Genomic DNA, 23454 nt, shown 5'->3' with positions numbered 1-23454 from the left:
TTGATCTTATTATTCGTGCTAGGTGATTAGAATGCGGGGTTTATGACGCGCTTACAATAGAGCGTTGATGGTCTAAATCATTTTCAAGAAAAAGGTATTCCGTGCGTAATGGAAAGAGGAAGCCATATTGTCCATTCGAACCGTATAAATAGGGGGGATGTTTTGGGGTTGTGGAGAGAGAATAAATCGCTAAACGCCACATTTCCCCTTTTAATTGTGTACTGAGTAAGTTCTTAAAATTACGTTGTTCAAATTGCTCAACGCCGAAAGGAGAGCAATAGGTATAAGGTTTCTGCTTATCAAGATTAACGATGGGTATCGACATAAGTAGATGCGACACATAAAGCTTCTCTAACTGCTCTATTGTGTCAGTGGAGCATTCACCGCTAGCGACGCTGGCTTCAGAAAGAGTGGGTTTTTCAAGCCCATATTTAATCGCAACAGAAACGATTTGATCGAGGTAGTCGACGTCATGCTTAATTTCATTATGAACTTGATAAAGACTGGTTGCTAATGAAGCCAATAAGCTAAACAACAGGGCCAATAACATAACACCAGTCTTATAGACCCATTGAGGGTGGGGACTGAATAAGCGGTCTAACCAAGGGTGTCTGGAGCGCATACTTAACTCTTTATAATTATAAATCCAACGAATTGTGTTGAGCTGTGAAATGTTATTATGCGGTTTAATTAACGTTAATTTCTATAAAACCTTTTAATCTGAAAGGGTAAAATCATAAAAGTGGAAAGCCGATCACTCTTTGTTAGGAAGTTTCAATTTTTAGGTTCTAAATCAAGCCTTAAAGAAAACACTGACCGTAATCTTGGGCCGCATTAAACATATGGCTTAAATGTAAGGCTTTCTTTGTTAAAGGGTCATATTTATGACAAGCAAAACAGCCCCTATCTTCTTTAGGATGCACTAAAGCAAACCATTGAGGGTTTTGGACATAGGTCTCTATTGTACTGTTTGATAATAACTTCGAACCCCCTATTTCATTTTTCCAAGAGGGAGGCACCTCTCCTTTATTTAAATCACTCTCGTTTGAGACTGTCCAAGATGTGCCCACAAGGAAGTAGTTAGACCAAACAGATTTACGTGATTGGTAATAATCTGACATTGCCTCGTTAAGCGCTTTTATATCTTTAGCTACTTCAGTTTTCGTTAAAACACCAACCCCATAGGGTGTTTCTCTACAGACTTGAGTAGGTTTACCAGGGAAGTAAGTATTCACTTTCTGAAAGGACATTGGGTTGAAAAATGTCCATTTACCTGATTTTTCAAAATTTGATAGGTTAGGAACATCAGCACAATCAGGAGCGTTTTCCTTGTGTTCAAATGTGGTCCAAATGAATTCAGGATGATTCCTTGTTTTTCGCACTACATGAATCCCGACCAAGCCCATTAGAACATTACTCCTTACTGCCCCGTCGATCTCAACATCTCTATGAATAGTGAAAAATTTTTCAGGGTTGTCGTTATTAGATATTAATTTCCATGAGGTTTTTACTTCAGTGGAGCCTGGGGATATTTCAAACGGTGTTTTCCCACTGTCAATATCGGCGACACATTGGCTATTGTTTAATCCGTGTTTGACGATGTCATTGTAGAATTTTTTATTGACACTTTGTTGATAGAAGACCGGATTGCCTTCTTGATCGTTCAATGGGAAATTAGAGCCGGCTTGAAGGATCTCACTTTGTACTAATCCTTGATCACCTTTATTGTCCCAACTATCGGGTATCTCTTTAAATATTCTGTCTTTCGGCATCATATTCAAGAATAAACCCGGTGTCTTGTCACTGGTATAATAAGCAAAAGATTGCCATGCAAACTGCATAAAACTGCAATTAATATCGGATTTACTCGTTTCTGTAGGCTCTTGAGGTAAGGAAGGGTAATCAATCCAAGAGGAGTTGCCAGTACAGTCAGGGGCTTCTAACTCTAACGATTTGTTATCTCTAATCTTATTTTCGTAAGAGTCATTCGATTGAAAAGCTTCCCCTATAATTTCTGTAGAATAACAATGTATTGGTGAGAGGAAAAATGAGGAAACTATTATTTTCTTTAAACAATTCATGATAATTATTATCATTCGCATTTGTATGGGTGGCTAAAATTACAATAGTTACAAATAAAACGAATCTAAATTAGTTAATAATTTAGTGTGACTCTGGAACTGCGTGTGTGCTCTGGAGTTGTTTTTGTCTCGATTCTGTCTACGTTCATGGGTGAGGCAAGCTGATTGTAAGAACCGCGCTCTATACAATATGCAACGTTATTAAACGTTTGACACCGATCTTCCACATCGTTAATCTGTAACGGCACTGGCAAAATCCAGTGTCGGGATTAGTCCCCCGCAATATACACCCAAGGCGCATAGACGCTAGCTTTTGCTGGTTTTTTATGTGCAGCTTCAGCACACCTGAACATAGTCGCTTTACTTATAAAACGTACTATCAGCATTATGGTGGGCTGGGCGAGGCAGCTTCGGCTGGCCGTAACCTTGGGAGCGGTAGGACTAACCTTGTTCAGCTCACCACCCGAAGATTAGTCCCTTTGTGTGGTGATTTAAAGATCATCCCCAAGGAGGCAACCATGCCAAATTTAACAATCTTTTCTAAAGACATTCGCACACTCGATAATTTGTATTCGCTAAACGATCTGCATAAAGCGAGTGGTGGACACAATCGACATCGTCCAAGTATTTTTATCAAGAATCAGCAAACTCAAGAACTGGTTAATGAAATTGAGCAAAGCAGTAATTCCTGCTTTGCTATAAATACCAAACGTGACGGTAGTGATGCGGGGACTTGGGTATGCAAAGAATTGGTCTACTCATACGCAATGTGGATTAGCCCAAAGTTCCACCTAAATGCCATTCGTGCGTTCGACAGTATGCCCACAGCTCTAGCACTTCCTACTCCAACTGTTCCGCAAGACCTATCCTTAAACGACTTAATCTTTGAATTGGCGAAGGCGAAAAACGTAACAAGCCAAAATGTTCATGTGCACTACAATGCCGTATTCAATACCAATACTTGGTCACAAGAGCATGGTTTTGAACACGCATTGGCAAAAAGAGTACTTAAACAAGACTTAGAAAATGAATTGCGTAGTCAAATCCCAGAACTGCAGTTACTCAAGCAGCAAGCGAGAGAACACGGGCTAGCATTAGTGGATGAAAGTGAATACCAAAGCTTCCAAGGCCGAATGCAAATGCAGCAAAAGCAACTCGAGAAGTTGGTAGATGATGTAATGGCGTTAAGCCGAAATCATAATTCGTTGATGAACAGGGTTATGTAAAAGTGGCGGCAAAAATGGCGGCATTCATTGTAAAACAGCGTTATTTATGGAGATAAAACGTCAATTACCACTGTTTTTATATACATTTTATTTTAATTAACCTATTGATTTGTAATGCATTGCATTCGTTTTTTCCAAGTTCTATCAAGGTCTTTTGCATAAAGCAGAATGGCTCGCTGGTAACTTTTGATTTTCTTACTCTCAGTGGTTGATAACAATAACTTAATTAGTAACGCCGTTGCTTCTTTGTGTCGTTCTAAGTTGTACAAACACATGGCATAGAACGGCTGTACTTCCAGTGAATCAGGGTATTCAGCCATGGTTCGCTCAAAATACTCTAACGCTTCAGTGTATTTACCCAAACTGCGATAAGTACTCGCCAACCCAAACAGAGCATCAAAACGTTCAGTTATGGAAAGATCCCCTTCCAATGCAAGATGATAATGTATAAGCGCTTGCTTCTCTTTGCCTTCATTATCATAAGACCAAGCCATGTATAAATTTGCTTTGGCTGCATATTGACGGTCATCCAATAGCGTACGCAGCAAAAGCCGAGACGCATGATAATTTCCGGCCTCTCTAAGATTTATGGCTTCGTGGATAATGGTTTCCATGTGCATCTCCTCTATAATTGACTAATAGAATGAAATTTATTTACACTCTGTGCTAACTCTCAAATCGTCCAACGATAAATTATCAATGATAAAATCTTAAACTAGATGAATAAATAGTAATAAAGGAATCCAATGTTTATAAGATTTATTGCCAGTATGGAGGAGGAAAAGCGACTCCAGCATACTCATGGTATCATTACCCAAGCACAAATGATGCTTGTCGACGGATTGATCCTTTACGAGTACCATCAGGTGCATATTAAAGAAATCTTCACTCAACTTAATGAATCACTACCATGTCCACCGTTCCACTCAAAGTCATGGCCAGACAATGCTATCTCTTGGTTTTTAGACTCAAGCGTCAAACATATATCACTCATGTATGAGCTAAAATATATATTAGAAGAATATGATACAAAGGTGGCGACATTACATTATTCAGACGTCGGCACCATTTTATACAGAGATGACTTTCAAGTGGTGGCTAAGTCTAGCCTCTTATGAAAAACAAAATAATATATTAATAATAAAATGAAGCTTCTAAAAATATATACCCTCGCAAGTTAAAATGAGAACTGCAACCCAAGCTCATAGCTCACTTCCGCCTCATCACGCTCTGCATATTCTAAATTTGCAACTAAGCCAAACACTGAGCCGAATTGAAAGACGTTATTCCACTTAAACTCATCTCTTGCTAGATCTAAGAAATCATGCTGATAGGAAACTCCCATCAACCAATGATTAGCTATTTGTTTTCTAACCATCGCTTGACAGTATGTTCCACGCTCGGAATATGGTGAACTGTAATCACTATCAGCACGATAGTTTACTGCTCCACAGGATAAAGAGCTTGCCATTGCCCCTCCCAAACGCCCAATGAGTCCTCCGCCAGCTTGCCAACTATCTACCTCCGAACTAAATCGAGTGAGAAAGTCTGCTCTTCCTTCAACGAATACGTAGTCAAAAACTTGAGCACTGACATCTAAGTATAACCCTCCCATCGTCTTATTCTCTGTATTGTCATACTTATCGTTAAGGTAAGGTTTTAACGCTCCCGACTTAAAACTAGCTCCTTTATAACCAAATCCTATATGAGAAAAATTATCAACAATCTCACTTGATGCAAAGCTTGAACACGAAACTAACAACATCAGAGGAACAACTTTAGTTATCATAATACGATATCCTGTGGCACTTTTTTGAAATGAAAATTTATTCTGTACATTGCATATTGACAGCAACATACGGAAATAAACTGTAACAAATCAATATGTAACATCCGATAAATTTAAACGCAAACTATGCGTTGCGTTCACATTTCCATCGTTGTCTTAAAGCATGTTTAAATTCCAGTGCCAATCCTATCTAGGCTGTCATACCAATTCAAAACATGGCTAGTCAGCATTTCCCCTGTGAAAGCGTTACTCGTAGACAGCAGCCACTTCAACGTCCCATAGACGATATAGTCTGAATACATGGGCGCATCGCCCGATAAGTATCGTGTCTTAGCTAAATAAGATACCAGTACTCTCATTTTTTTGAGTAAGTCGGCCTTTGCTAACTCTTGGTTGTTGCTTTGTACATTTTCTAAGCTGTCCTGAAAGTGTTTCTCTCTAGAGGAACGAAAGTAATCTTTATCGCGATCTTTAAGCTTGCAGTAAATGTCGAAGATGGCAATTTTGGCGATGTCCGAATGTAATGATGCTGTCCACTCATGGAAAAAAAGTGCCATTAAACGCCCTTTTTCACCGCCAAATAATGAAGGTGATTCAGGGTAGTGGGCCTCAAGATAATCAGCGATGTTAAACGAATCAGAGAGCACCGTTTCACCATCTTTGATGGCGGGGAGTGTAGAAAACTGCGCCTTAAACTGAGCCTGAATGTCGACAAAAGAAAGCTCAGTGGTATCAAACGCTATATTTTTGTGTATCAAGCACATTTTCGTTCGCCAACAATAAGGACTGAATTTTAAGCCATCGTCCCCACACAGTTCGTAAAAAGTGATCATAGGTGTCTTACTCCGAGAGTTGCTAAATAGGTGTATTGGTTGTGCTGGGCACAGTATGTTCAATCTTGGTCGCGGTTCTCAGTCGAGATTAAGTGGGTTCTTTAACTGCTAGAATACCTGCGGCTCCCAGCAGTAAAGCACCACTTCCTCTGGTCACAGCGGTAAGAGATAGTCGGCTCGCATCAACAATCCGTCTGGCCGAAAACGCATAAAACATCACTAAACTGAAATCAAGCAACGCCATGGTTGGGCACATCACTAAGAGTTGAGGGAATACGGGTAAGTCGGGGTTGATGAATTGCGGGAAAAAAGCCGAGAAGAATAGGATGGCTTTGGGATTGCCAGCCGCGACTAAAAAGCCAGAGTAAAACAACTTTTTGTTTGAGGCCTGTAAATCTGAGTTGTTGAGGTTTAAGTGCTCAACTTGTGCTGGTTTAGCGAGGAGTATTTTTAGCCCCATGTAAACCAAGGTGATCACACCAAAGACTTTGATGACAGTAAATGCCACTACCGAATTGGCAAGGATGACACCTAAACCCAAGGCGACTAACACCATTTGAATAAAGTTAGCTGAGATGTCCCCAAGGGCGGTATATAGCACGCGTTTGTGCCCATATCTGAGAGCATGTGCAATACCTAAAAATATGCTAGGCCCTGGTGTCGCGGTAAGAATGAGCGATGCCGCGACAAAGCCGAGCCAAAGGTGAAAGTCCATTTTTATCCTTAATTATCCGTTAAACACTGCAAATCATATCGCTACAGATACACTACCATACCAGCGATTACTCCAACCACATATTGACCAGAGACATTACGCCCATATTGTTCGTTTCTGTGCCATACAAGTTGTCCGCTCGAGTCACGGTGAAATGATTGCGCCATAGAGGGCAATAATAATAGTTCTGGATAAGCCAATCCTCCGCTCGATACAGTTTGTGCAAAAACTCTTGACTGTTGTTACTTTCCTGCATAAACATATCAATAAATGTCAATAGGCTTTGTTTTCCACGTTCAGGCAAGCAGAGACTAAACACATTACTGCAAAGGAGCCATTCGTAATATTGAAATGTCAGGTCGTCACCAAAAACGTAACAGTCATAGGAGATATCAATAGCAATGTCTTGAGACTGTCCTTGAATACATACCTGCCAAACAACCCCTTTTTGAGATAACTCATCGAGCAAAGGCTGTAACTCGCTCATATGACTGTCTATCACTTCAATTACCACCGGACGAGTCGGCAGTTTCATGTCGTGCTTGAACAAGTGAAATCCCTTATCTTGATGGCAATCCATCACGCTATTCGCCGCTCTTTTTTGGCTACCAAGCGTAAAACGTCGACTATGATGAACAATCCAGGCTCTTTCTTGAGCGGATAATGCACCGACATGATGATGAAACTGTAAAACAGTACATCCGCTGCGATCGATTTTTTGTGGCTGAGTAGGTTGGGATTCGCAATAGAGCAGTTCTGCCACGTGCATAGGCGCTTGAGGTTGGGCATCACTACACCAAAATTCTACTCGTTCAATATGGCCACCAAAACCAAAATAGTGGTTATTGCGAACTAAACTCCAATATTGTTTTTCCAAACTTTCGACTCGATATACCCCACACCCAATTGGTTTTGAAGCCTGATAATCAAAAATTGCACTGTGTGAGTCAGCTAACAAATGCAGGAAAACTGGGTCAGATTGACGCATAGAGAAAATGACCCACTGCTTATCTATGTCAATACCCTCTACATGACGAAATAGAATTTGATATGGATGTGGCGTACTAAGGCGCATTTCTATATTTTTTTTTACAAGTTCCGGTGTCAGCGCTTCTCTATTGTGCATCATTATGTCATTACGGATGCGGAGACGGATTTGCTTGTCACTGTAATGAAACTGGTGAGCGATATGAGGCACGATGTCATTCTGAATAGGGTTATATCGAACTAAGGTATCGAAGACGCTTTCGACCAATAAAATAGAACGAGCGGACTGTGCCAAATGAGGGTGCCATTCAGGCAGCATATAAGGGACTAAATACATCAAAGTATTCTGTTTTTTTAATTCCTGCTGTGCGTCCCCTAACCAGAGAGGTAAGTGAGCTTGAAATAGACGAACTTCGCCAAATTGAGTAGCTAGTCGAAATGCCTGATCTATTCTGCCAGAGCGAGCCATGCGCTCTAACTGAGTCAGCAGTGAGGTCTCAAAACTTTTTAATAGCGTCAATTTTGAGCGATGACCACGGCCCTGACCCGAAGCCCAATGGATAAGCCCAAAGCTTTCAAAAGAAGCCATTAGCTTACTCACGTACCTTTCTGAACAGGCCAGAATTTCAGCAAGTGAGACAATATCAACATCATAAGCTTCATTGCGAGAAAAATGTTTCTCGAGTTGCTTTAAACGCTGCAGATGACTCGTAGATAACAACTGAGAAGCTACCATGTCAACCTCAAAATTATGTTCATTAGATACAACGAATACCTCTGAATATGGCAACTTAACTTAAAGTTGTCTTCTTATAATTCCACGGGAGGTGATTAATAAAGGTGGATAACCTGACCGACTAGGAATCCCACTAAGAAAACTATCCCAGAAAAGCTCGGACGGCTTTGGTTTTGTCTCACCGCTATCTTTTGTTCTGGTTCCAGTAAGTAGTGTTTCGCGTTTAAAGTATAGAATGTGTAGTCTAATGGATTCATTGTTTTACTCGCAGATAATGACTCATGTGTTCATTATCTGCGAACAAACCTGAAATAATAACGCTCTCTTTACTATAAACAGTTCACCTTTTAATTAATGAAGTACAGTTCCATTTTTGCTAACTGCTACCAAACAAAATAATTCAACAAGCATATAAAGGCAAGTTAAGCAGAGAAAGCGTTTAAGACAAGTTTCTAACGCAGGTGTTAGGCGCTTTCTTGTTGTTTCTCAGTCCGTTTCTTCTGATTTTTTTAACGCTTCGAGTATTTCTTTCATACGCTCTGGGCGCGTTTGGATCCGGAACGGTCCGGTTTGTAGAGCGGGGGAAGTCTTGCTGCCATATTGTCGCCCTCCATCGATGCCAATTCAGCGATGAACTGGTGATATTCTTGAAGTTTAGATCCAATGTAGCCTCTAATATTAGTGTTATTATAACGCAAGTTTTCGTGGCTCTGAGGCCACACATTCTTATGGATCGCGTTGCTGGTTTGGTCGTCAACTTGAATTGCTGTGTCTATCCGTTTTAACAGACAAAAGAGACTGTTGAGATCTTGATAAAACGTGGCGGCGTACGTGTAAAAGCCTTCGTTGCTATGCTTGATTATAGCCGAGCGGCCTTCGTTCACTTTAGTGAGCGAGATCGTCAAGAAAACAGGATAGAAGGCCTTGAAGAAGCGTTTGAATACTTCGGGGGCGTCCCAAAAGAAGTGTTGTTCTATAATGCGAAAGCCATCATGATAGAGCGTGATGCATACGGTGAAGGTGAACACCGCGCTGCTCGCCATAGCCAAGAAATACAACTTTAAACGGGGTTTGAGCACCACTGGAAAAATAAAATTAAGAGAGTTACGTATTTGTATTTTATATCAAAAAACGCCTATCAGGAGAGAGGTTAGTTGCTTTCTATCGATTAAATAGGCTTCTTTTTTTTACGCTTCCTAATAGCAAGTACCAAGACAGCTAGAGCTCCATCTTCAACCTTATATACGAGTCATCCCCCGAACTTCTTACCCTGTTCCGTATGCCGCGTAAAATGTCAACTTAGATAATTGGACTCCCCAACCCAAGTCCTACAATAGTAGGGTTCAAAATAATTTGGAGATTCAAATGAACAAGACGATTGTTGGCGTTGATTTAGCTAAAAAAGTGATCCAAGTTTGTATTTATACAAACAGAAAAGTGCACTCAAATACAGAGATGACACCGAAGGCGTTTACTTGTTGGTTAGTAAATTCAAGGCCTGCCACAATCGTGTTTGAAGCTTGTGGTACTTCGAATTATTGGAAGCAACTCGCTTCTTCTCATGGGCATGATGCTCGTTTAATCTCATCGAGATTAGTTGCTGTGGTCAGACAAAATCAGAAAACTGACAAAAATGATGCTTTGGCGATAGTACAAGCATCACTGTTACCTGATGTGAACTTTATTCAAGGTAAAACAGCCGAACAGCAGCAACTACAATCGATTGTCCGCTTACGAGAACTAAGCATAAGACAAAAAACCGCTTCTAAAAACCAATTGATTGCTTTGTTATCTGAATTAAATATTCAAGTCTCCAACAGAAATGGGGGGTTAAGAGCAACAATTGATGAAACCCTAGAAGACGCAGATAATGGTTTTTCACCTTCGTTTCGTCAGGCAATATCTACTGCCTGGGATCAATATTTATCGCTGGTTGAAGCGATTGATATTTACGACAACTGCCTTGAAGAATCTTTGAATTATCATCCTGAATGTAAGAAGTTACTTAAAATTGAGGGCATCGGTATCCTTAATGCTGTTAACTTATATATCGCGCTCGGGTGTGCTGACATTGGAGCTTTTAGTAAAGGGAAAGCAGCCGCAGCCTGCATAGGGCTCACACCAATACAACATTCAAGTGGGGGGAGAGCTAAAATCGGTTCGATAGGAAGAGGTTTTAAAAATACTCTGTTTCGAAGCCAATTGATTACTGGTGCGATGTCGATCGTAAGCAAGGTTGCCAATCGCCCACCGAAAACAAAAAAAGAAGAGTGGCTAAAAAATTTAATTGAACGTAGAGGTAAGAAGTGTGCTGCGGTAGCGTTGGCAAATAAAAATGTCAGAACAGCATTTGCTATTTTAACTCAAGGTACGGAATATAAAGCTGAACCGTTAGTATCTTAGTAAATTGTCTTAACAGTAAAATGCATAAATTGGATGAAAATCAGTTAGTCAAAGCAGCGGGCATCTGAGAGTCTTGAACTCGTAGCTTAGATTTGCTACTAACTCGCGTAAATATCGTAGAGCCTGAGTTAGCTACTCTTGTTGAGCTCGTACATAAGTGCGCATTTATTTCTGATTTACTGACGATTACTGTTGACAATGGGGAGTCCACATAAGATGCCCACAATGGTGCGGAGAGTACAATGACCACGAAAGAGTAATGTCCAATCTCTTTCCGACTCTCGTTGCCTTTTGGCTACAGCGTATTAACCACTTCCGCTGCTTCATCATATTGACCCCTAGCACTCACCCGACTTGTGGTTGTCAGGAGGAACGTCCTTTCACGATTCCGTTCCCGCTCAGTCTAACGACCAAGCTTCGTTACATTGTCAGAGCCGCTTCTTTATTCAGGCTCCTAGGGGCATCTGGTAGTACAGATGGTTCACTCTTCGTGGTGAACAACGCTTCATACGACTTCAGGTCGCACTGACATAAATGAGTTTCAAAAATCCTAACATTAACGATTCGTTAATAACTTATTATAAGACAAATATTACCAATTAATACGCCTTTGTACAGTGCTCACTTTGTCTGATTATGTTTAATGGTGCATATCTTATAAGATCAGTGTAACCTCTTGTATTTAGAGGTTTATCATTGAAGTATTGCGAAATGAGTAAGAATTACATTTTTCGAGAGTTAGAGTGCCAAATGACTAAGGAAGAGGTTGCTGAACTGTGCTTCAAAACTGTGAGGACTGTTACGGGTTGGGATGAGGGAAAGCCTATACCACCTGAATGCAAAAGGCTTATGAGAATGGCAAAAGGTCGGAAACTAAGTATTTATGAAGAGTGGGGATAGTTCAAAATGATACGCGACAGTATGGAGCTGCCGACAGGCCAAGTAGTGAGGCCACAACAAATATTGGCAGGGATTGCACTATTAAGTATTCAATCTGAGTTAGAGCTAAAAACATCAATAAAACTACTTAAACTAGCCAGAGCAATTGCCAGAATGAAATGATAAAAGCATTCACTCGCAGGTAAAAAAGCTACTGTTAAGTAGCCTTTATTATTTGTATCAATTCGTTACTAATTTGAAATCATTAACTAAGCAATCTAAATCAAACTCCGCAAATTTTAATATTTCATTACTGTTCTGATATGGAATAACTTTTACACCTAGTTCTTTCATTCCTTTTTGCACAGTATCAAAAGCGGCTACAAACTCTTCTTTTTTATTCTGAGGTCTTTCTATCGTAAATAAGAAGTTATCTTCGTTCAAAGCGTTTGCTTGTAGTAAGTGTTTAACACGAGATATCCAACGATCCCCGTGGTCAACGAGTGCTAAAGGAGTCGCTTGGTCAAATGCTAACGGCTTGATCGCTTTAGTTATATTTGCTTCTTTAGCTACTAGTGGAATCTTAAATTGACTGAAACCAGTATCAAGGCTTTGCTCTTTATACCGAATGGTTAAAGTTTTCAGCTCTTGTCTAAGGGCTTTAACCATCTGTTGCTCTCGGTATTCCTTTGTATCTTTAAAGTCTCTTCCGATATGGCGGCCAAAGAGTTGTTCAAGTGCAAGGTGACAATCATCAGTGATCATTGCACCAGTTTCACCAAACGTCATCAAACCTTCTCTAGTTCGAGTAACTTCGTGCATTAACTCAACAAGCTCTTTACCGCTTATATTCTTTGCGAAGTTTTGGATGTAATTTAATTCATCTTCAAAATTTGCTATAGCTTGCTTGTAAAGTTGCCCTTCAAGATCATCGAAGAAATCAGATACTCTTTTAAATCTGGCAGGGGCTAGTTTATAGCTTACAAATCCAGTCTTTGGAGCAAACGCAAGTATACCAACGTTGGCAAACTCTGATGTTTCTGCGAATGGCATAAAGCGAACAATCGCGAATTGTAAAGCTACTTTCATGATATGTCCTCCCAAAACGGTTCAGCTAAGAATTTCTTCAATACTAACGTAATTTCTGATCGAATAGTATCGATTGGATACATTTCTAACCACTCTTCTGGTATCTCACTGATGATATTGTCAATATCTTGCAGGGCATTTTAAAATTTTTCTGTATAAACTTCTTTATCGACTAGCTCTAAGCCATTCCAAGAGCCTGAACTTACATGTTGTTCTTTATGTTCATCAATTTTAAAGTCATCTGCAAAAGCTAGGTTATGATCAACAACACACGTTTCTTTGGTCTTTGCTCCAAGAAAAAGTTAGGATTACCGCCTTTATCAGTGAGGTTTCTATCATTATTCTGAATCAAAAACAAACAGATCACGAAGTAACTGCTTTGGAACCTTCTGTATTTGATTATAGGTTATTTCTTGAATGTTAGGTTTATATGATGAAGCAAAACAATAACCAGCCTCTAAGTCAAAAGAGCTGTATTCAACTAGTAAATCATCAACCCAAGCGATTTTAAAATCCGGAATAGGTAAGCCAAAGCTTTTCGCTAGATGAGCTACTATCCATTCTTTTACAAGGCCTCGACAAGTAGCACTACTGCCTTTTACGACATACTGTTTTCCATCATCACCTTCACAGAGATACGGGTTCGTTCTCCCTTGCGCCATCATTCTTGTAATTTTTAAGATTTCTATCACGAAGTATTACCATATACAGCGAGCTGATTAGTGTCTGATTGGATATTACCATAAGTAATTTCCTGAATTAATTGGTTATGCTAAGAGAGTGATCAAGAGTTGATAGTTTGGTCGAATTTACCCCCGTGATACACCATGGGTGTCACCGTGAAGAATATGATGAGGATGGATAACTTTTTAGTAGGGCAAACGTACATAAATAGGATGTGAATGAGTTCAAATTCTACCCAACAATGGTCGTGTGGACGACATATCTTTCTTTCGTTCCCCTTGAAAACCTTTCTTGGTGCCGATATATGAATGTTGCATAACTTAAAAGAGGTTTTTCCGATGAACGATTGGGATTACGTGAATTTTAGCGAAGATCATGAAATGAATTATCATTTAGGGCTAGTTGGTAAATCGAAATCTGAATACAACAGAAAGTACCTAAGAGATAACACTCAATGGACAGCAAAGAACAAATTGGACAAAACACGCGTTACACACGCTGATTTTAAATCCTTTGTTGTAGCCGATAAGCCGTATTTTCAAGATCCAGCCTAGCGCGGGAATTGTAGATAATGATCACTATTTGTTAGGAAGTTTCAACTTTTAGGTTCTAAATTAAGCCTCAAAGAAACACGGACCGTAATCTTGGGCCGCATTAAACATATGGCTTAAATGTAAGGATTTCTTTGTTAAAGGATCATACTTATGACAAGCAAAACAGCCCCTATCTTCTTTAGGAGGCACTAAAGCTGCACACATCAAAGAAGCCTACATTAGCGCTTTCAACCACATGGCTAGCCAACTTCAAAGTGCAATGCCAACACTTCCACTATCACAATACCAACTCCCTGCAAGTTGTTTACCGAACTTCTACGATTCTGGTTGGTTGCCAGCCCATTACTAACGCTGTTATTCAGAAACCCATTGGACATATCACATTAAGTTCCAAATTCGCCCAACTGGCGGAAAGTATTGCGCCAAATTTGAATTAGGAGTAGGTGGGAAAGGTGAAACTCAACCGTGGTTTTCTTCAAGTGGTGCTGAGTTTATTGATAGTGGCTTTTATCTAGAGTATCGATATATCGAAGAGCTATGGGAAAGTGTAAGGCTGGTATTAGAAAAATACCGAGCGCATAGCCCGTATTGATAACAGGGAGGTCAAGTTCCCCCGAACTTGACCTATCCAGACGCAGCAAGCAAAGGCGTTTGGGTTAGGTGTAAGTGAATAATTTACACGCAATGCATTTGTTGTGTAAATACTTATTAAAGTTAAGGGCATTGGTTCGGTGCGGATCAGGTGTAATGCGGACAACTTAACGAAACATGGGATAGCCTAAATATCGAGTCGATAAATCATTGCTGCGCTCTTAGTGGCATAGAAAACACTCGTTTACCATGAACGCTGTGGTGATAGCTAGATCACTGAATCGACGTGGCCTCCTGTGTTTACTCTGTTTACTCTGTTTGCTTTGTGCCCACTCACTTACCGCTTCTTCATAAATCCAAAAGGTTAGAGATCCACGGTTAATGAGTGATTGGTTTTATTGCTTCCAATTGGTTGTTTTGTAACGAGGTTTAGGCATAACGTTACGAGAGGTGGTGAATGTAGCTGCTCAGATCGTAGGTTCTGGATTTAGTTCCACTGAATTACGCAACAAAGCCACTAATAACAGGAAAATTCATGGTGTGCATGTGTTGTTTAAGCAAGGTTCGCTCTAGAGCCTATTATTTTGTATGTCGTTTTAGGGAAGGATAATTTATGTCACTTGTGATATGCAAGAATGTCCTATTCATATGATGGAGTAGTCCTTGGCTGGGTGTATATTGTAACTAATTGATATTAATGATGCAAAGGCATGTGAAGTCGTAAATTCTTTCTCAAAAACTGAATGACTGAACTTATGTAGCGTCTCTGTTTGTAGCTCAGTGTTCAATGTTATTCATCCGATATTTGGAGGCACTAATGCAAGTTGTTGATGATTTTTATCAGTCTGCATCATTGCTCGTGATGCTGAGATTGCGATACCTTAAAGGACTAACGAATGAGCGAGAGCCTCACAGAATCACAAAGCATGTACAACGAACTTCAAAGCTACCTTGACTTAGTTATGCAGGAGTCAGGAGATGATGTGTTTCTAATTAAATGCGAGAAAATCTACGCATACAATATTTCTATCAGAGAGACGAACTCTGGTCTCCATTCCGTAGGGCAAGAAAGTATCAAGGGACTTATTAATCAAGCGAAAGAGTCAACAGAGTCTTTAAAGAGCACGAAAGATAAGCTCAAGGTAATGGTTCAAGCTGTTAATGCTATAGACAAAGTATTTGAACTTATGGGTGCTTATATCAAGCAGCGATAATAAAGGTTATTAAATTGTGATCGTCTTTAAGATAAGAGTGTCCTTTCTCTTTGATATTGACTCGTGTTCATAGATAAATAGTTTATATTAGGAAGTTGAAAGCTCGGATGTTTGGTTGTATATAAGACCGTTAGATACTGTGATTTAAAGTACCCCTCTAAGAGGGTTGTCTCTACAAATTTAAAGGTTTAAATGAAATTAATGTGTTATTGGTGGCTAAATTTAGTTAAGCCTAGGAAGGGCGTTGTTGATCAAATCGGTTTAAAGACCAACGACGCCATATGTGACTCGCCGTTAGTTTCGAACAGGCATACCTAGTCCTATGACTTTGTTTATAGCTTTGACATTCGCCATGATTTCTCCCACTTGAGCGTTATAACATCTCAAGCTCAATTTACCGCTGGGTAGTCCTTTATATCGAGACATTGCGGTCTCAGATATTGAGCGATAGTGATAACCCGACTCAGATTTCCACTCCGCTATTGTTCCGTTTTTCAAAGCCTTTACTGCTTCATTTCTGGGATGCCCTTCTTCCCAAAGCGCCGCATTCTTTCGAGGCGGTATCAACGGAGTACTGCCCTTATTTTGCAGGGTCTCATAGCAACTTTTTGTGTCATACGCTCCATCGGCAGATACGGTATCTACCTTTCTACGTAAAGGGTTGAGTAATGTTGGCAGCACTTCGCTATCGCCAACACTTACAAGACTGACTTCTGCACTAATGGCCTCATGAGTTTCTACATCAACGGCTAAGTGCAGTTTGCGCCAAGTTCTGCGTTTTTCGGCGCCGTGCTTTTCACCTTCGCCAAAGACTTTGAGACCAGTCGAGTCAATAGCGATATGGCGAATAGCTCCTCTGGATTTGTTACGATATTTGACCTGAACTGTCTTCGAGCGTTTGCTGATACACGTGTAGTCAGGGGACGTCAGTGGAACCTCCAGTAGCTCAAAGATAGAGTCGATAAAACCTTGAAGAGCCCGCAATGGTAGAGAGAATATCCCCTTAATCATCAATGCAGTTTCAATCGCTGTATCAGAGTACTGGACGCCTCTACCACGCTTACCATGATGGGCTTTGCATCGCCATGCATCTACGGCTGAATCATCTATCCAGAACGTAACCGAGCCCCGTTTGCACAGAGCCTTATTGTACTCCGCCCAGTTAGTTATCTTCTTTTTTGCCTTACCCATGTCACCACCGCTCTAACCATCATAAAGGATCAGATCGCAAGACTCGAAAAAGGTTCAACTGATTTAGGCAACAACGCCGTTCCAAGGTGAAAAAGCCGTTTTTTGATTTTCGAGAAGACATAATAAAGGCTCAAAAAGTGTGTCAACACACACTTTTTGGGTTGAGTGAATGTCAATGGTTAAAGCTCACACCATCCATATTTCTTATAACAACGTAGATTTCAATTTATAAATCAGCCGCCAATTTGTTGCTTCCATAATTTTGCATAAAGACCTTCCTTCTCAACCAGTTCATCGTGAGTCCCACTTTCACAAACTTGGCCTTTATCAAGAACAAGAATATTATCCGCATGACGAATGGTGTTAAGGCGGTGTGCGATGCTAATTACGGTTCTATCTCTACAAATCTCTTTCATGTTGCTCATGATGGCAGCTTCAGAGTTGTAATCGAGTGCTGACGTTGCTTCATCAAGCAGTAAAATCCTAGGGTTAACGAGTAGGGCTCTTGCTAACGCAATACGTTGACGCTGGCCGCCAGATAGAGAGCCCCCTTTTTCCCCAACGGGCTGATTAAACCCGTGGGGAAGTCCTTCAATGAATTCCAAAGCACCGGCAAGCTGCGCAGCATTGCGTATTTCCTCATCAGTAGCTTGAGGCTGACTTAGGCGGATATTCTCTGCAACGCTCCCAGAAAAAAGAATACTTTCTTGTAATACCACACTCATGTTGCGACGTAGCGAAATTGGGTCGGCTATCGCGAGATCCATACCGTCTACCAATACTTGACCATGTTGAGGGACATACAAACGTTGCAATAGCCGGGTGATGGTACTTTTTCCTGAGCCTGATGGCCCGGTGATGCCGATAAACTGGCCCGGTTTTATTTCTAACGATAAGTTGGCCAACACTTCGGGAGAGTCTTCGTGATAACGAAAGCGAATGTTACTAAATTCGATGCCTCCATTGAGTTCAGGAACAGAAGCTAACCCTTGTTTACCATTTTCTTTTGGTTCATCAAGAATATCGCCCACTCGCTTTAGTGCAATAAGAGTATGTTGGAAGTCTTGCCAAATTTGCGCAAGTCGAAGTACCGGCTGAGTCACGTGGCCGGCCAACATATTGAAGGCCACCAATTGTCCGGGTGTGAGCTCACCGTTAAGTACTTCGCTGACTCCCCACCACAGGAGCAGTGCCGCAGTCAGTTTCTGTATCAGCCCGATGCCTTGCCCTGCAATGAGTCCTGATTTTTGAGCATCAAAGCTACGGTTTAGTTGTTGGCTGAGGATATGTTGCCATTGATGTAAAAATCGATGTTCAGTCGCTGTGGTTTTAATGGTTTCAATGCCTGTTACTGCTTCCGTTAGAAAGGTCGTGGCATCGGCATCCGATTCGTATTCTGATTCCACTTTTTTTCTTATGATTGGACCAGCAATAAGCCAAAGTAAGAAATAGATAAAAAGTGAGCCGATTACTAGCCAAGTCAGAGTCTTGGCATAATGGAACATAACAGCAAGAAAGACGGTAACAAAAATGAGATCGAGCAATAACATCAACGTCGAACCGGTCAAAAACTGGCGAATTTGAGCCATTTCACGAACTCGAGCAATGATTTGTCCTGTCTGACGCTGCTTGAAATAATTGAGGGGGAGGCCGACTAAATGGCGATAAAGGCGTCCTGATAGCTCTGCATTTACTTGACTTGCGAGGTGGCCAAATACGGTATTGCGCAAGTAACTGTATGCTGGCTCTGCAATGGCAAGAGCAAGCATCGCTATGGCGAGCACATGTAAACTGGACAAGCTGCGACCGACTAGCACTTTGTCGATGACATTTTCAAACAACATCGGGCTCACCAGTGCGAATATTTGAAGGGCAATAGCATAAATAAACACATCTCGCATTTGGCTCTTTTGACGCCAAATAGAGGGGGCAAACCAGCTAAGGCCAAATTTCACTTCTTTGCTACTTAGTCTTTCATCCGCGACCAACATTACCTTGTACGTTGATGAGTGACTACTCGGACTAAGCTCACTCTGCTGCTCCAATTGAGTGGCTGGATCATATAAAAGAGAAGAACCATCCGCTGATTTTGTGAGCACTTTCCAACTATTGTCGATTTCAATTAAAACGGGCAGTGGAAGGGTATCTAGCTCGTTCGATTTTACTTTCGTTACTTGACTTTTCAGGCCAATATAATCTGCAGCTTCCCTTATTTCCAAGTCATTTAAATTGGAATGACTGACGCCTAAAGCATGCTTGAGCTGTGTCTTGGTCGACTTTTTGTGGAAATAGTTACCCGCATAAACGACGGCGTCGATTCCGCCATTATCTTGTGTGATAGAAGCATCTTGAGTGGTAGAAACGCTATTTTCCGTTGTTGATAAGGTCATATCCATACTTATCTCTCTCTTAGCGATTCTGCTTGGTATTCACGTATTGGGCTCAGCAGGTAGTCGATAACACGACGTTTATCCGTTTTTATTTCCGCAACGACGGACATGCCTGGTGTCAACTCAATACTTTTACCGTTGATTAAGATGTTGTTATTCTTAAGCTTAACTTGGGCTGGGAAAATGAGCCCCAAGCGTTCGTCTGTAGTAGAATCACGAGAAATACTCAATAGCTCAGCTTCGATAGTACCGTAACGAGTGTATGGAAACGCATCTACTTTTACTGTCACTGGCTGTCCTGGGTAAACAAAACCTACGTCTTTATTGAGAATTTGTATTTCCGCCTGCTGTACTGCATTTTCAGGGACAATAATCATTAAATTTTGTGCTGGTTGAAGTACTGCTCCTAGCGTGTAAATACTGAGTTGCTGAACCGTACCATCGACAGGAGAACGGATGATTTCTAACTGTTCACGCTCACGAACTTTAGACAACTCCTGAGCTAAACCCCCGAGTTGCAATTTCGCTTGTTTTCTTTTTTCGAGCCATTCTCTGTGTTTTTGTGCTTTGAACCCCGTCAGCCTTTCTTCAAGACTATGGTATTGCGACTTTAGAACCTCTAATTCAGCTCGTTGTTGCGACACTTGGCGCTTAACTTCCAGTAGCTCTTTTTCTTGCTCTAGATACTCTACGTGTCCAATGACTTTTATTTGATTCAACGTTTTTCGTGCCGCGAGTCTCTGACTAATATTTTCGGTTAACTGAATTAATGCGTTGATGTCACTTTGACGAGCCGCTTGGGATGTTTTGTTGACCTGCATTTCTGCTTTGATACTTGCCAGGGTCGACTCATATTCACGTTTCTCACTCAAGAAGTTTTCATTGATCAACGCTTGTTGTTCGAGTGGTAAGGCCGAAAATAATAGGTCCTTAGAGAGTGGCAGGCCACTATTCAAAGATTGGTATCGAATTAGGTCATTAGTTTGAAATTCAGACTGAGTGATTAAACGGGTAATGTCTTGATTGATGCCTAGGGTATCAAGAGTAAGAAGCGGCGCGCCTTTTGTCACTCGTTGCCCATCTTTTACGTGAATAGAGAGAACCCGGCTCTGCTCATAAGATTGAATCACTTGTGAGCGGCCAGAGACAACGAAACGTCCGGTAGCTGTCGCTTGTATATCTAATTTCCCCCAATACGCCCAAATTAAGACGGCAACGACTCCCAAGCTGAGCGTGATGGCCGTTATGCGAGCAAATGGTGAAGGAGGACGTTGTGATAAGGCGAGGTGCGCAGGCAAAAATTCGTAATGCTTCTCAGTCGCTTGGTTTATTCTAAATTTGGCTAAGAATCGCTTGATGACACTTTTCATGCGTTTGAATCCTCTTGCTTGAGCTCTTGCTGAAGTTGCCATAATTGTTTGTACTGTTTGCCCAATGTGATTAACTGTTGGTGGCTACCTTGCTCGACGATATTACCTTGGTGTAGAACGATAATTCGGTCGCAATCTCGTACGGTGGATAACCGGTGAGCGATAGTGATGACCGTACGGCCCTTCGCGATATTTGCCATATTGGATTGAATCAACGCTTGTGATTCGTCATCCAGTGCACTCGTGGCTTCATCCAGGATCATGATTTTGGGATCTGAAAGTAGAGTTCGCGCAATCGCCAGGCGTTGTCTCTGTCCGCCAGAAAGGGACTGCCCACCTTCGGCTAAGATCGTGTCATAGCCGATTGGGAGCTTCATGATAAATTCGTGAGCTCCAGAAAGTTTTGCCGCTTCGATAACCTCTTCTAAGCTAGCTTCAGGCTTCGATTGGGCAATATTTTCGCAAACACTTTTGTTAAATAGATAGTTTTCTTGCAGAACTATGCCGATTTGTTGGCGCAGTTGCTGGATGCCAATTTGATTAAGTGGTGTGTTATCAACCGTTATTAACCCTTTTTCTGGGCAGTAGAGTCGTAGCAGTAATCGAGCTAGAGTACTTTTCCCTGAGCCTGATGTTCCCACAACGCCTAATGTTTCACCTGCTTGGATATCTAGCGACAAGTTGTTCAGGGTCGGTGGGATATCTGGTTGGTAACGAAATAGGATGTTTTTGAACGAAATTGCGCCTTGTAATGCAATCGTATCGCTCCCTGTGTGCTGCTCCACAGGTAAATTAAGCATGTCTCCCAATTTTTCTAGTGCCACGCGCGTTTGAATAAATTGCCCCCATAACTCAACCATGCGTGATAAAGGTTGGGCTATATGGTTTGTCATCATATTAAAAGCGATCAGTTGTCCGATAGTCATTTCCAATGACAGTACTTCTGTTGCCCCTAACCACAGAACTCCAACACTTGTTACTTTCTGGATGAGTTGAACGACATGGTTGGATCGGTTGTTGAGTTGCTGAACCACGTACCCAGTAGAGACCATTTTTTCCGTTTGATCGTCCCAACGGCGAACAAAACGAGGCTCTACGGCTAAGCTTTTTAGAGTTTCACTGCCAGCCACTGTCTCTGTGAGAAAAGAGGTATTTGCAGCGGCGTGCGTAAATTGCTCTTCTACCGCCGCTTGCATTCGAGGTGTAAGCCACCAAGCGAGCAATACGTAAAGAGGGATGGTTGCAATAAATAGCCATGTGAGAGGAGGTGAAAGCAAACTCATTACATAGAGAAAGACAAACATGAACAAGAACTCGACCGTTAAAGTAAACATCGAGCCTGTTAAGAATTCTCGTACAGTATCAAGCTCGCGCACGCGAGTTACGATAGCTCCTACTTGACGTGTTTTGAAGAACATCAAAGGAAGGCCAAACAAGTGCTTTACTAACTTAAGTCCTAATTGAATATCAATTCTATTGGCTGTGTGCGCATATTGATATTCGCGTAAGCCGCGAAGTAGAACCTCTACAATGCCAGTGATCACAAGCCCTATCACAAGCACATCAAGGGTTGACCAAGCTTGATGTACAAGCACTTTATCCATCACAACCTGAAAAAATAGCGGTGAGATTAAGGCGAGTATTTGCAATACAAAAGAAAACAAAAAAATTTCCCCGAGTATTCTTTTGTGTTGCAAAAACTCAGGAATGAACCAGGCGATATCAAAACGTGATTGAGCTTGTTTTATCTCAAGCCATCTGTGGTTCCAAATTGAATTGAGTTCGTTATACGAAATTATTTCAGGAGTTTCTTTATTAGGTCTTTGTATTAAACACTTATCTTTATTAGATTTTGCTAAAGTTAATGGTAAACCTTCCATATCGAATAGAATCGAAGGAGTTTTTACTTTATCTAGACTTTTAAATTGTGAAAACTTAGCTGATACTTTGATTTCTTTTTCATTTTCTATTTTTTTAATAAAATCAAAATAATTCATTTCTTCAATTTTTGATATGTCGTTTTTCCCATTGATTATGTCCTTTTTGCCATCTTCAATTAATTTCAGGTGAAGGTTTATGCATAATATTATCATTGTTTCTTTAGCTGTCATTTTGCATTCTAATTAGATTTTTTAGAGGTTTTATATTAGCATTTGATATATTTTCCAGCAAGTTTTCGTTTTATTTTTATATTTAATTTCGTTGTATCCTATTGATTTTATTGAGTTAATTTTATTTTAATTTGGTTTTTTGATTTAAATTTGATCGTTTCTATTAACAATTCAATTTATTTCAATTATAGTTTCTTTTTTCGCAATCAAATGCGATTAAGGTTCATTTTGTTTTGTTAAATTTTTGAGATTTTATTTTATGACAGAGAAGTTTGTTCAAACCATTTCTAGTGTTAATTATAATAAAGGCGTTTTTTCCCTTTATTTCGTAGGTCAAGACCAAAAAAATATGGCTAGTGGCGTAATGGCTGAAAATGATGATGACCTTGAGCTTAAACAAGTGGTTCATATGCCAGCTTCTGGCTTTATGTATATGGTTTCCATGGTTAAAAACATGCTCGAAGATCCTCGCATGTCAGCTGAATTTGACAAGTTAGTTGCAGCGGGTTTTTTACCATCAAGTGAACCGGTTGACCCTCAGGCTGAAGAGGGAACAACGGAAGAAAAAACTGCGCCAAAAAAGCGAGTTTCTAAAGTTAAATAGCAACTGC

The 23454-nt window shown here is 40.7% G+C and carries 18 protein-coding genes and 4 pseudogenes; 8 read left to right on the top strand and 14 right to left on the bottom strand.

The features are described 5' to 3' along the window. Nucleotides 1-40 precede the first annotated feature (40 nt). Both ACED45_RS17815 and ACED45_RS17810 read right to left on the bottom strand, forming a co-directional pair. On the bottom strand, nt 41-622 hold the full coding sequence (locus ACED45_RS17815) for a hypothetical protein (RefSeq protein WP_371714630.1): 582 nt from the start codon (nt 620-622) through the stop codon (nt 41-43). A 178-nt stretch (nt 623-800) separates the two neighbouring features. Further along, entirely contained in the window at nt 801-2096 is a 1296-nt protein-coding gene (locus ACED45_RS17810) for a hypothetical protein (protein ID WP_371714629.1), read from the bottom strand. A gap of 503 nt (nt 2097-2599) precedes the next feature. Here ACED45_RS17810 and ACED45_RS17805 point away from each other — a divergent pair. Further along, nucleotides 2600-3307, top strand: a complete 708-nt coding sequence (locus ACED45_RS17805; RefSeq protein ID WP_102258051.1) for a KilA-N domain-containing protein — start codon at nt 2600-2602, stop codon at nt 3305-3307. Nucleotides 3308-3408: 101 nt separating this feature from the next. Here the strand turns inward: ACED45_RS17805 and ACED45_RS17800 are convergent, their stop codons facing one another. After that, nucleotides 3409-3921 (bottom strand): tetratricopeptide repeat protein, encoded by a 513-nt coding sequence (locus tag ACED45_RS17800; protein WP_371714628.1) that lies wholly within the window; start codon nt 3919-3921, stop codon nt 3409-3411. A gap of 132 nt (nt 3922-4053) precedes the next feature. Here ACED45_RS17800 and ACED45_RS17795 point away from each other — a divergent pair, with 132 nt between their 5' ends. Then, nucleotides 4054-4425 carry a hypothetical protein gene (locus ACED45_RS17795; RefSeq protein ID WP_017082573.1) on the top strand — a complete coding sequence of 124 codons (372 nt, stop codon included), beginning with the start codon at nt 4054-4056 and terminating at the stop codon, nt 4423-4425. A 59-nt stretch (nt 4426-4484) separates the two neighbouring features. Here ACED45_RS17795 and ACED45_RS17790 read toward each other — a convergent pair whose 3' ends face one another. The 4 genes from ACED45_RS17790 to ACED45_RS17775 all read right to left on the bottom strand — a co-directional run bounded on the left by ACED45_RS17790 (nt 4485) and on the right by ACED45_RS17775 (nt 8367). Next, nucleotides 4485-5096 carry a hypothetical protein gene (locus ACED45_RS17790; protein ID WP_017082572.1) on the bottom strand — a complete coding sequence of 204 codons (612 nt, stop codon included), beginning with the start codon at nt 5094-5096 and terminating at the stop codon, nt 4485-4487. A gap of 167 nt (nt 5097-5263) precedes the next feature. After that, complete coding sequence (locus ACED45_RS17785) at nt 5264-5929, bottom strand: glutathione S-transferase N-terminal domain-containing protein (protein ID WP_371714626.1); 666 nt, start codon at nt 5927-5929, stop codon at nt 5264-5266. An 88-nt stretch (nt 5930-6017) separates the two neighbouring features. Beyond that, nucleotides 6018-6644 (bottom strand): LysE family translocator, encoded by a 627-nt coding sequence (locus ACED45_RS17780; protein ID WP_017082570.1) that lies wholly within the window; start codon nt 6642-6644, stop codon nt 6018-6020. Between the two features lie 67 nt (nt 6645-6711). Further along, nucleotides 6712-8367 carry an SgrR family transcriptional regulator gene (locus ACED45_RS17775; RefSeq protein WP_017082569.1) on the bottom strand — a complete coding sequence of 552 codons (1656 nt, stop codon included), beginning with the start codon at nt 8365-8367 and terminating at the stop codon, nt 6712-6714. 812 nt (nt 8368-9179) lie between these two features. On the opposite strand from ACED45_RS17775, the pseudogene ACED45_RS17770 reads away from it, so the two are divergent. From ACED45_RS17770 to ACED45_RS17760, 3 genes and pseudogenes are all read left to right on the top strand, one after another. Continuing rightward, a pseudogene (locus ACED45_RS17770) lies at nt 9180-9432 on the top strand (IS21 family transposase); the annotation flags it as partial. 300 nt (nt 9433-9732) lie between these two features. Continuing rightward, complete coding sequence (locus tag ACED45_RS17765; protein WP_102257639.1) at nt 9733-10770, top strand: IS110 family transposase; 1038 nt, start codon at nt 9733-9735, stop codon at nt 10768-10770. 696 nt (nt 10771-11466) lie between these two features. Continuing rightward, nucleotides 11467-11832: pseudogene (locus ACED45_RS17760) on the top strand (regulator). A gap of 57 nt (nt 11833-11889) precedes the next feature. Here the strand turns inward: ACED45_RS17760 and ACED45_RS17755 are convergent. Beyond that, nucleotides 11890-12738 (bottom strand): DUF3037 domain-containing protein, encoded by an 849-nt coding sequence (locus ACED45_RS17755; protein ID WP_017082568.1) that lies wholly within the window; start codon nt 12736-12738, stop codon nt 11890-11892. A gap of 140 nt (nt 12739-12878) precedes the next feature. Continuing rightward, nucleotides 12879-13430 (bottom strand): annotated as a pseudogene (locus ACED45_RS17750) (HipA family kinase). Between the two features lie 330 nt (nt 13431-13760). Between ACED45_RS17750 and ACED45_RS17745 the strand changes: the two are divergent. After that, nucleotides 13761-13976: a hypothetical protein gene (locus ACED45_RS17745; protein ID WP_017082566.1), complete on the top strand. Its 216-nt coding sequence runs from the start codon at nt 13761-13763 to the stop codon at nt 13974-13976. 801 nt (nt 13977-14777) lie between these two features. On the opposite strand, the pseudogene ACED45_RS17740 reads toward ACED45_RS17745, so the two are convergent. Continuing rightward, nucleotides 14778-14950 (bottom strand): annotated as a pseudogene (locus ACED45_RS17740) (transposase); the annotation flags it as partial. Between the two features lie 513 nt (nt 14951-15463). On the opposite strand from ACED45_RS17740, the gene ACED45_RS17735 reads away from it, so the two are divergent. Then, a complete protein-coding gene (locus ACED45_RS17735; RefSeq protein ID WP_017082565.1) occupies nt 15464-15781 on the top strand; it encodes a hypothetical protein in 318 nt (105 codons plus the stop codon). A gap of 294 nt (nt 15782-16075) precedes the next feature. On the opposite strand, the gene ACED45_RS17730 is transcribed toward ACED45_RS17735, so the two are convergent. The 4 genes from ACED45_RS17730 to ACED45_RS17715 all read right to left on the bottom strand — a co-directional run bounded on the left by ACED45_RS17730 (nt 16076) and on the right by ACED45_RS17715 (nt 22843). Then, complete coding sequence (locus ACED45_RS17730) at nt 16076-16972, bottom strand: IS5 family transposase (protein ID WP_371714624.1); 897 nt, start codon at nt 16970-16972, stop codon at nt 16076-16078. A 233-nt stretch (nt 16973-17205) separates the two neighbouring features. After that, on the bottom strand, nt 17206-19362 hold the full coding sequence (locus ACED45_RS17725) for a type I secretion system permease/ATPase (protein WP_371714631.1): 2157 nt from the start codon (nt 19360-19362) through the stop codon (nt 17206-17208). Between the two features lie 8 nt (nt 19363-19370). After that, a complete protein-coding gene (locus ACED45_RS17720; protein WP_017083706.1) occupies nt 19371-20732 on the bottom strand; it encodes an HlyD family type I secretion periplasmic adaptor subunit in 1362 nt (453 codons plus the stop codon). Beyond that, nucleotides 20729-22843 (bottom strand): peptidase domain-containing ABC transporter, encoded by a 2115-nt coding sequence (locus ACED45_RS17715; protein WP_371714623.1) that lies wholly within the window; start codon nt 22841-22843, stop codon nt 20729-20731. Before ACED45_RS17715 ends, ACED45_RS17720 begins: the two co-directional genes overlap by 4 nt. 259 nt (nt 22844-23102) lie before the next feature. Here ACED45_RS17715 and rtxH point away from each other — a divergent pair, with 259 nt between their 5' ends. Then, the gene (gene rtxH / locus ACED45_RS17710; protein ID WP_017082577.1) at nt 23103-23447 is read left to right on the top strand and encodes a protein RtxH; all 345 of its coding nucleotides are present in this window, start codon (nt 23103-23105) and stop codon (nt 23445-23447) included. The last annotated feature ends 7 nt before the right edge of the window (nt 23448-23454 follow it).

The organism is Vibrio crassostreae (assembly GCF_041439375.1).
Lineage (GTDB): Bacteria > Pseudomonadota > Gammaproteobacteria > Enterobacterales > Vibrionaceae > Vibrio > Vibrio crassostreae_D.
The sequence above is the reverse complement of the archived record's forward strand: the minus strand, read 5'-3'. Positions and strand labels throughout refer to the sequence as shown.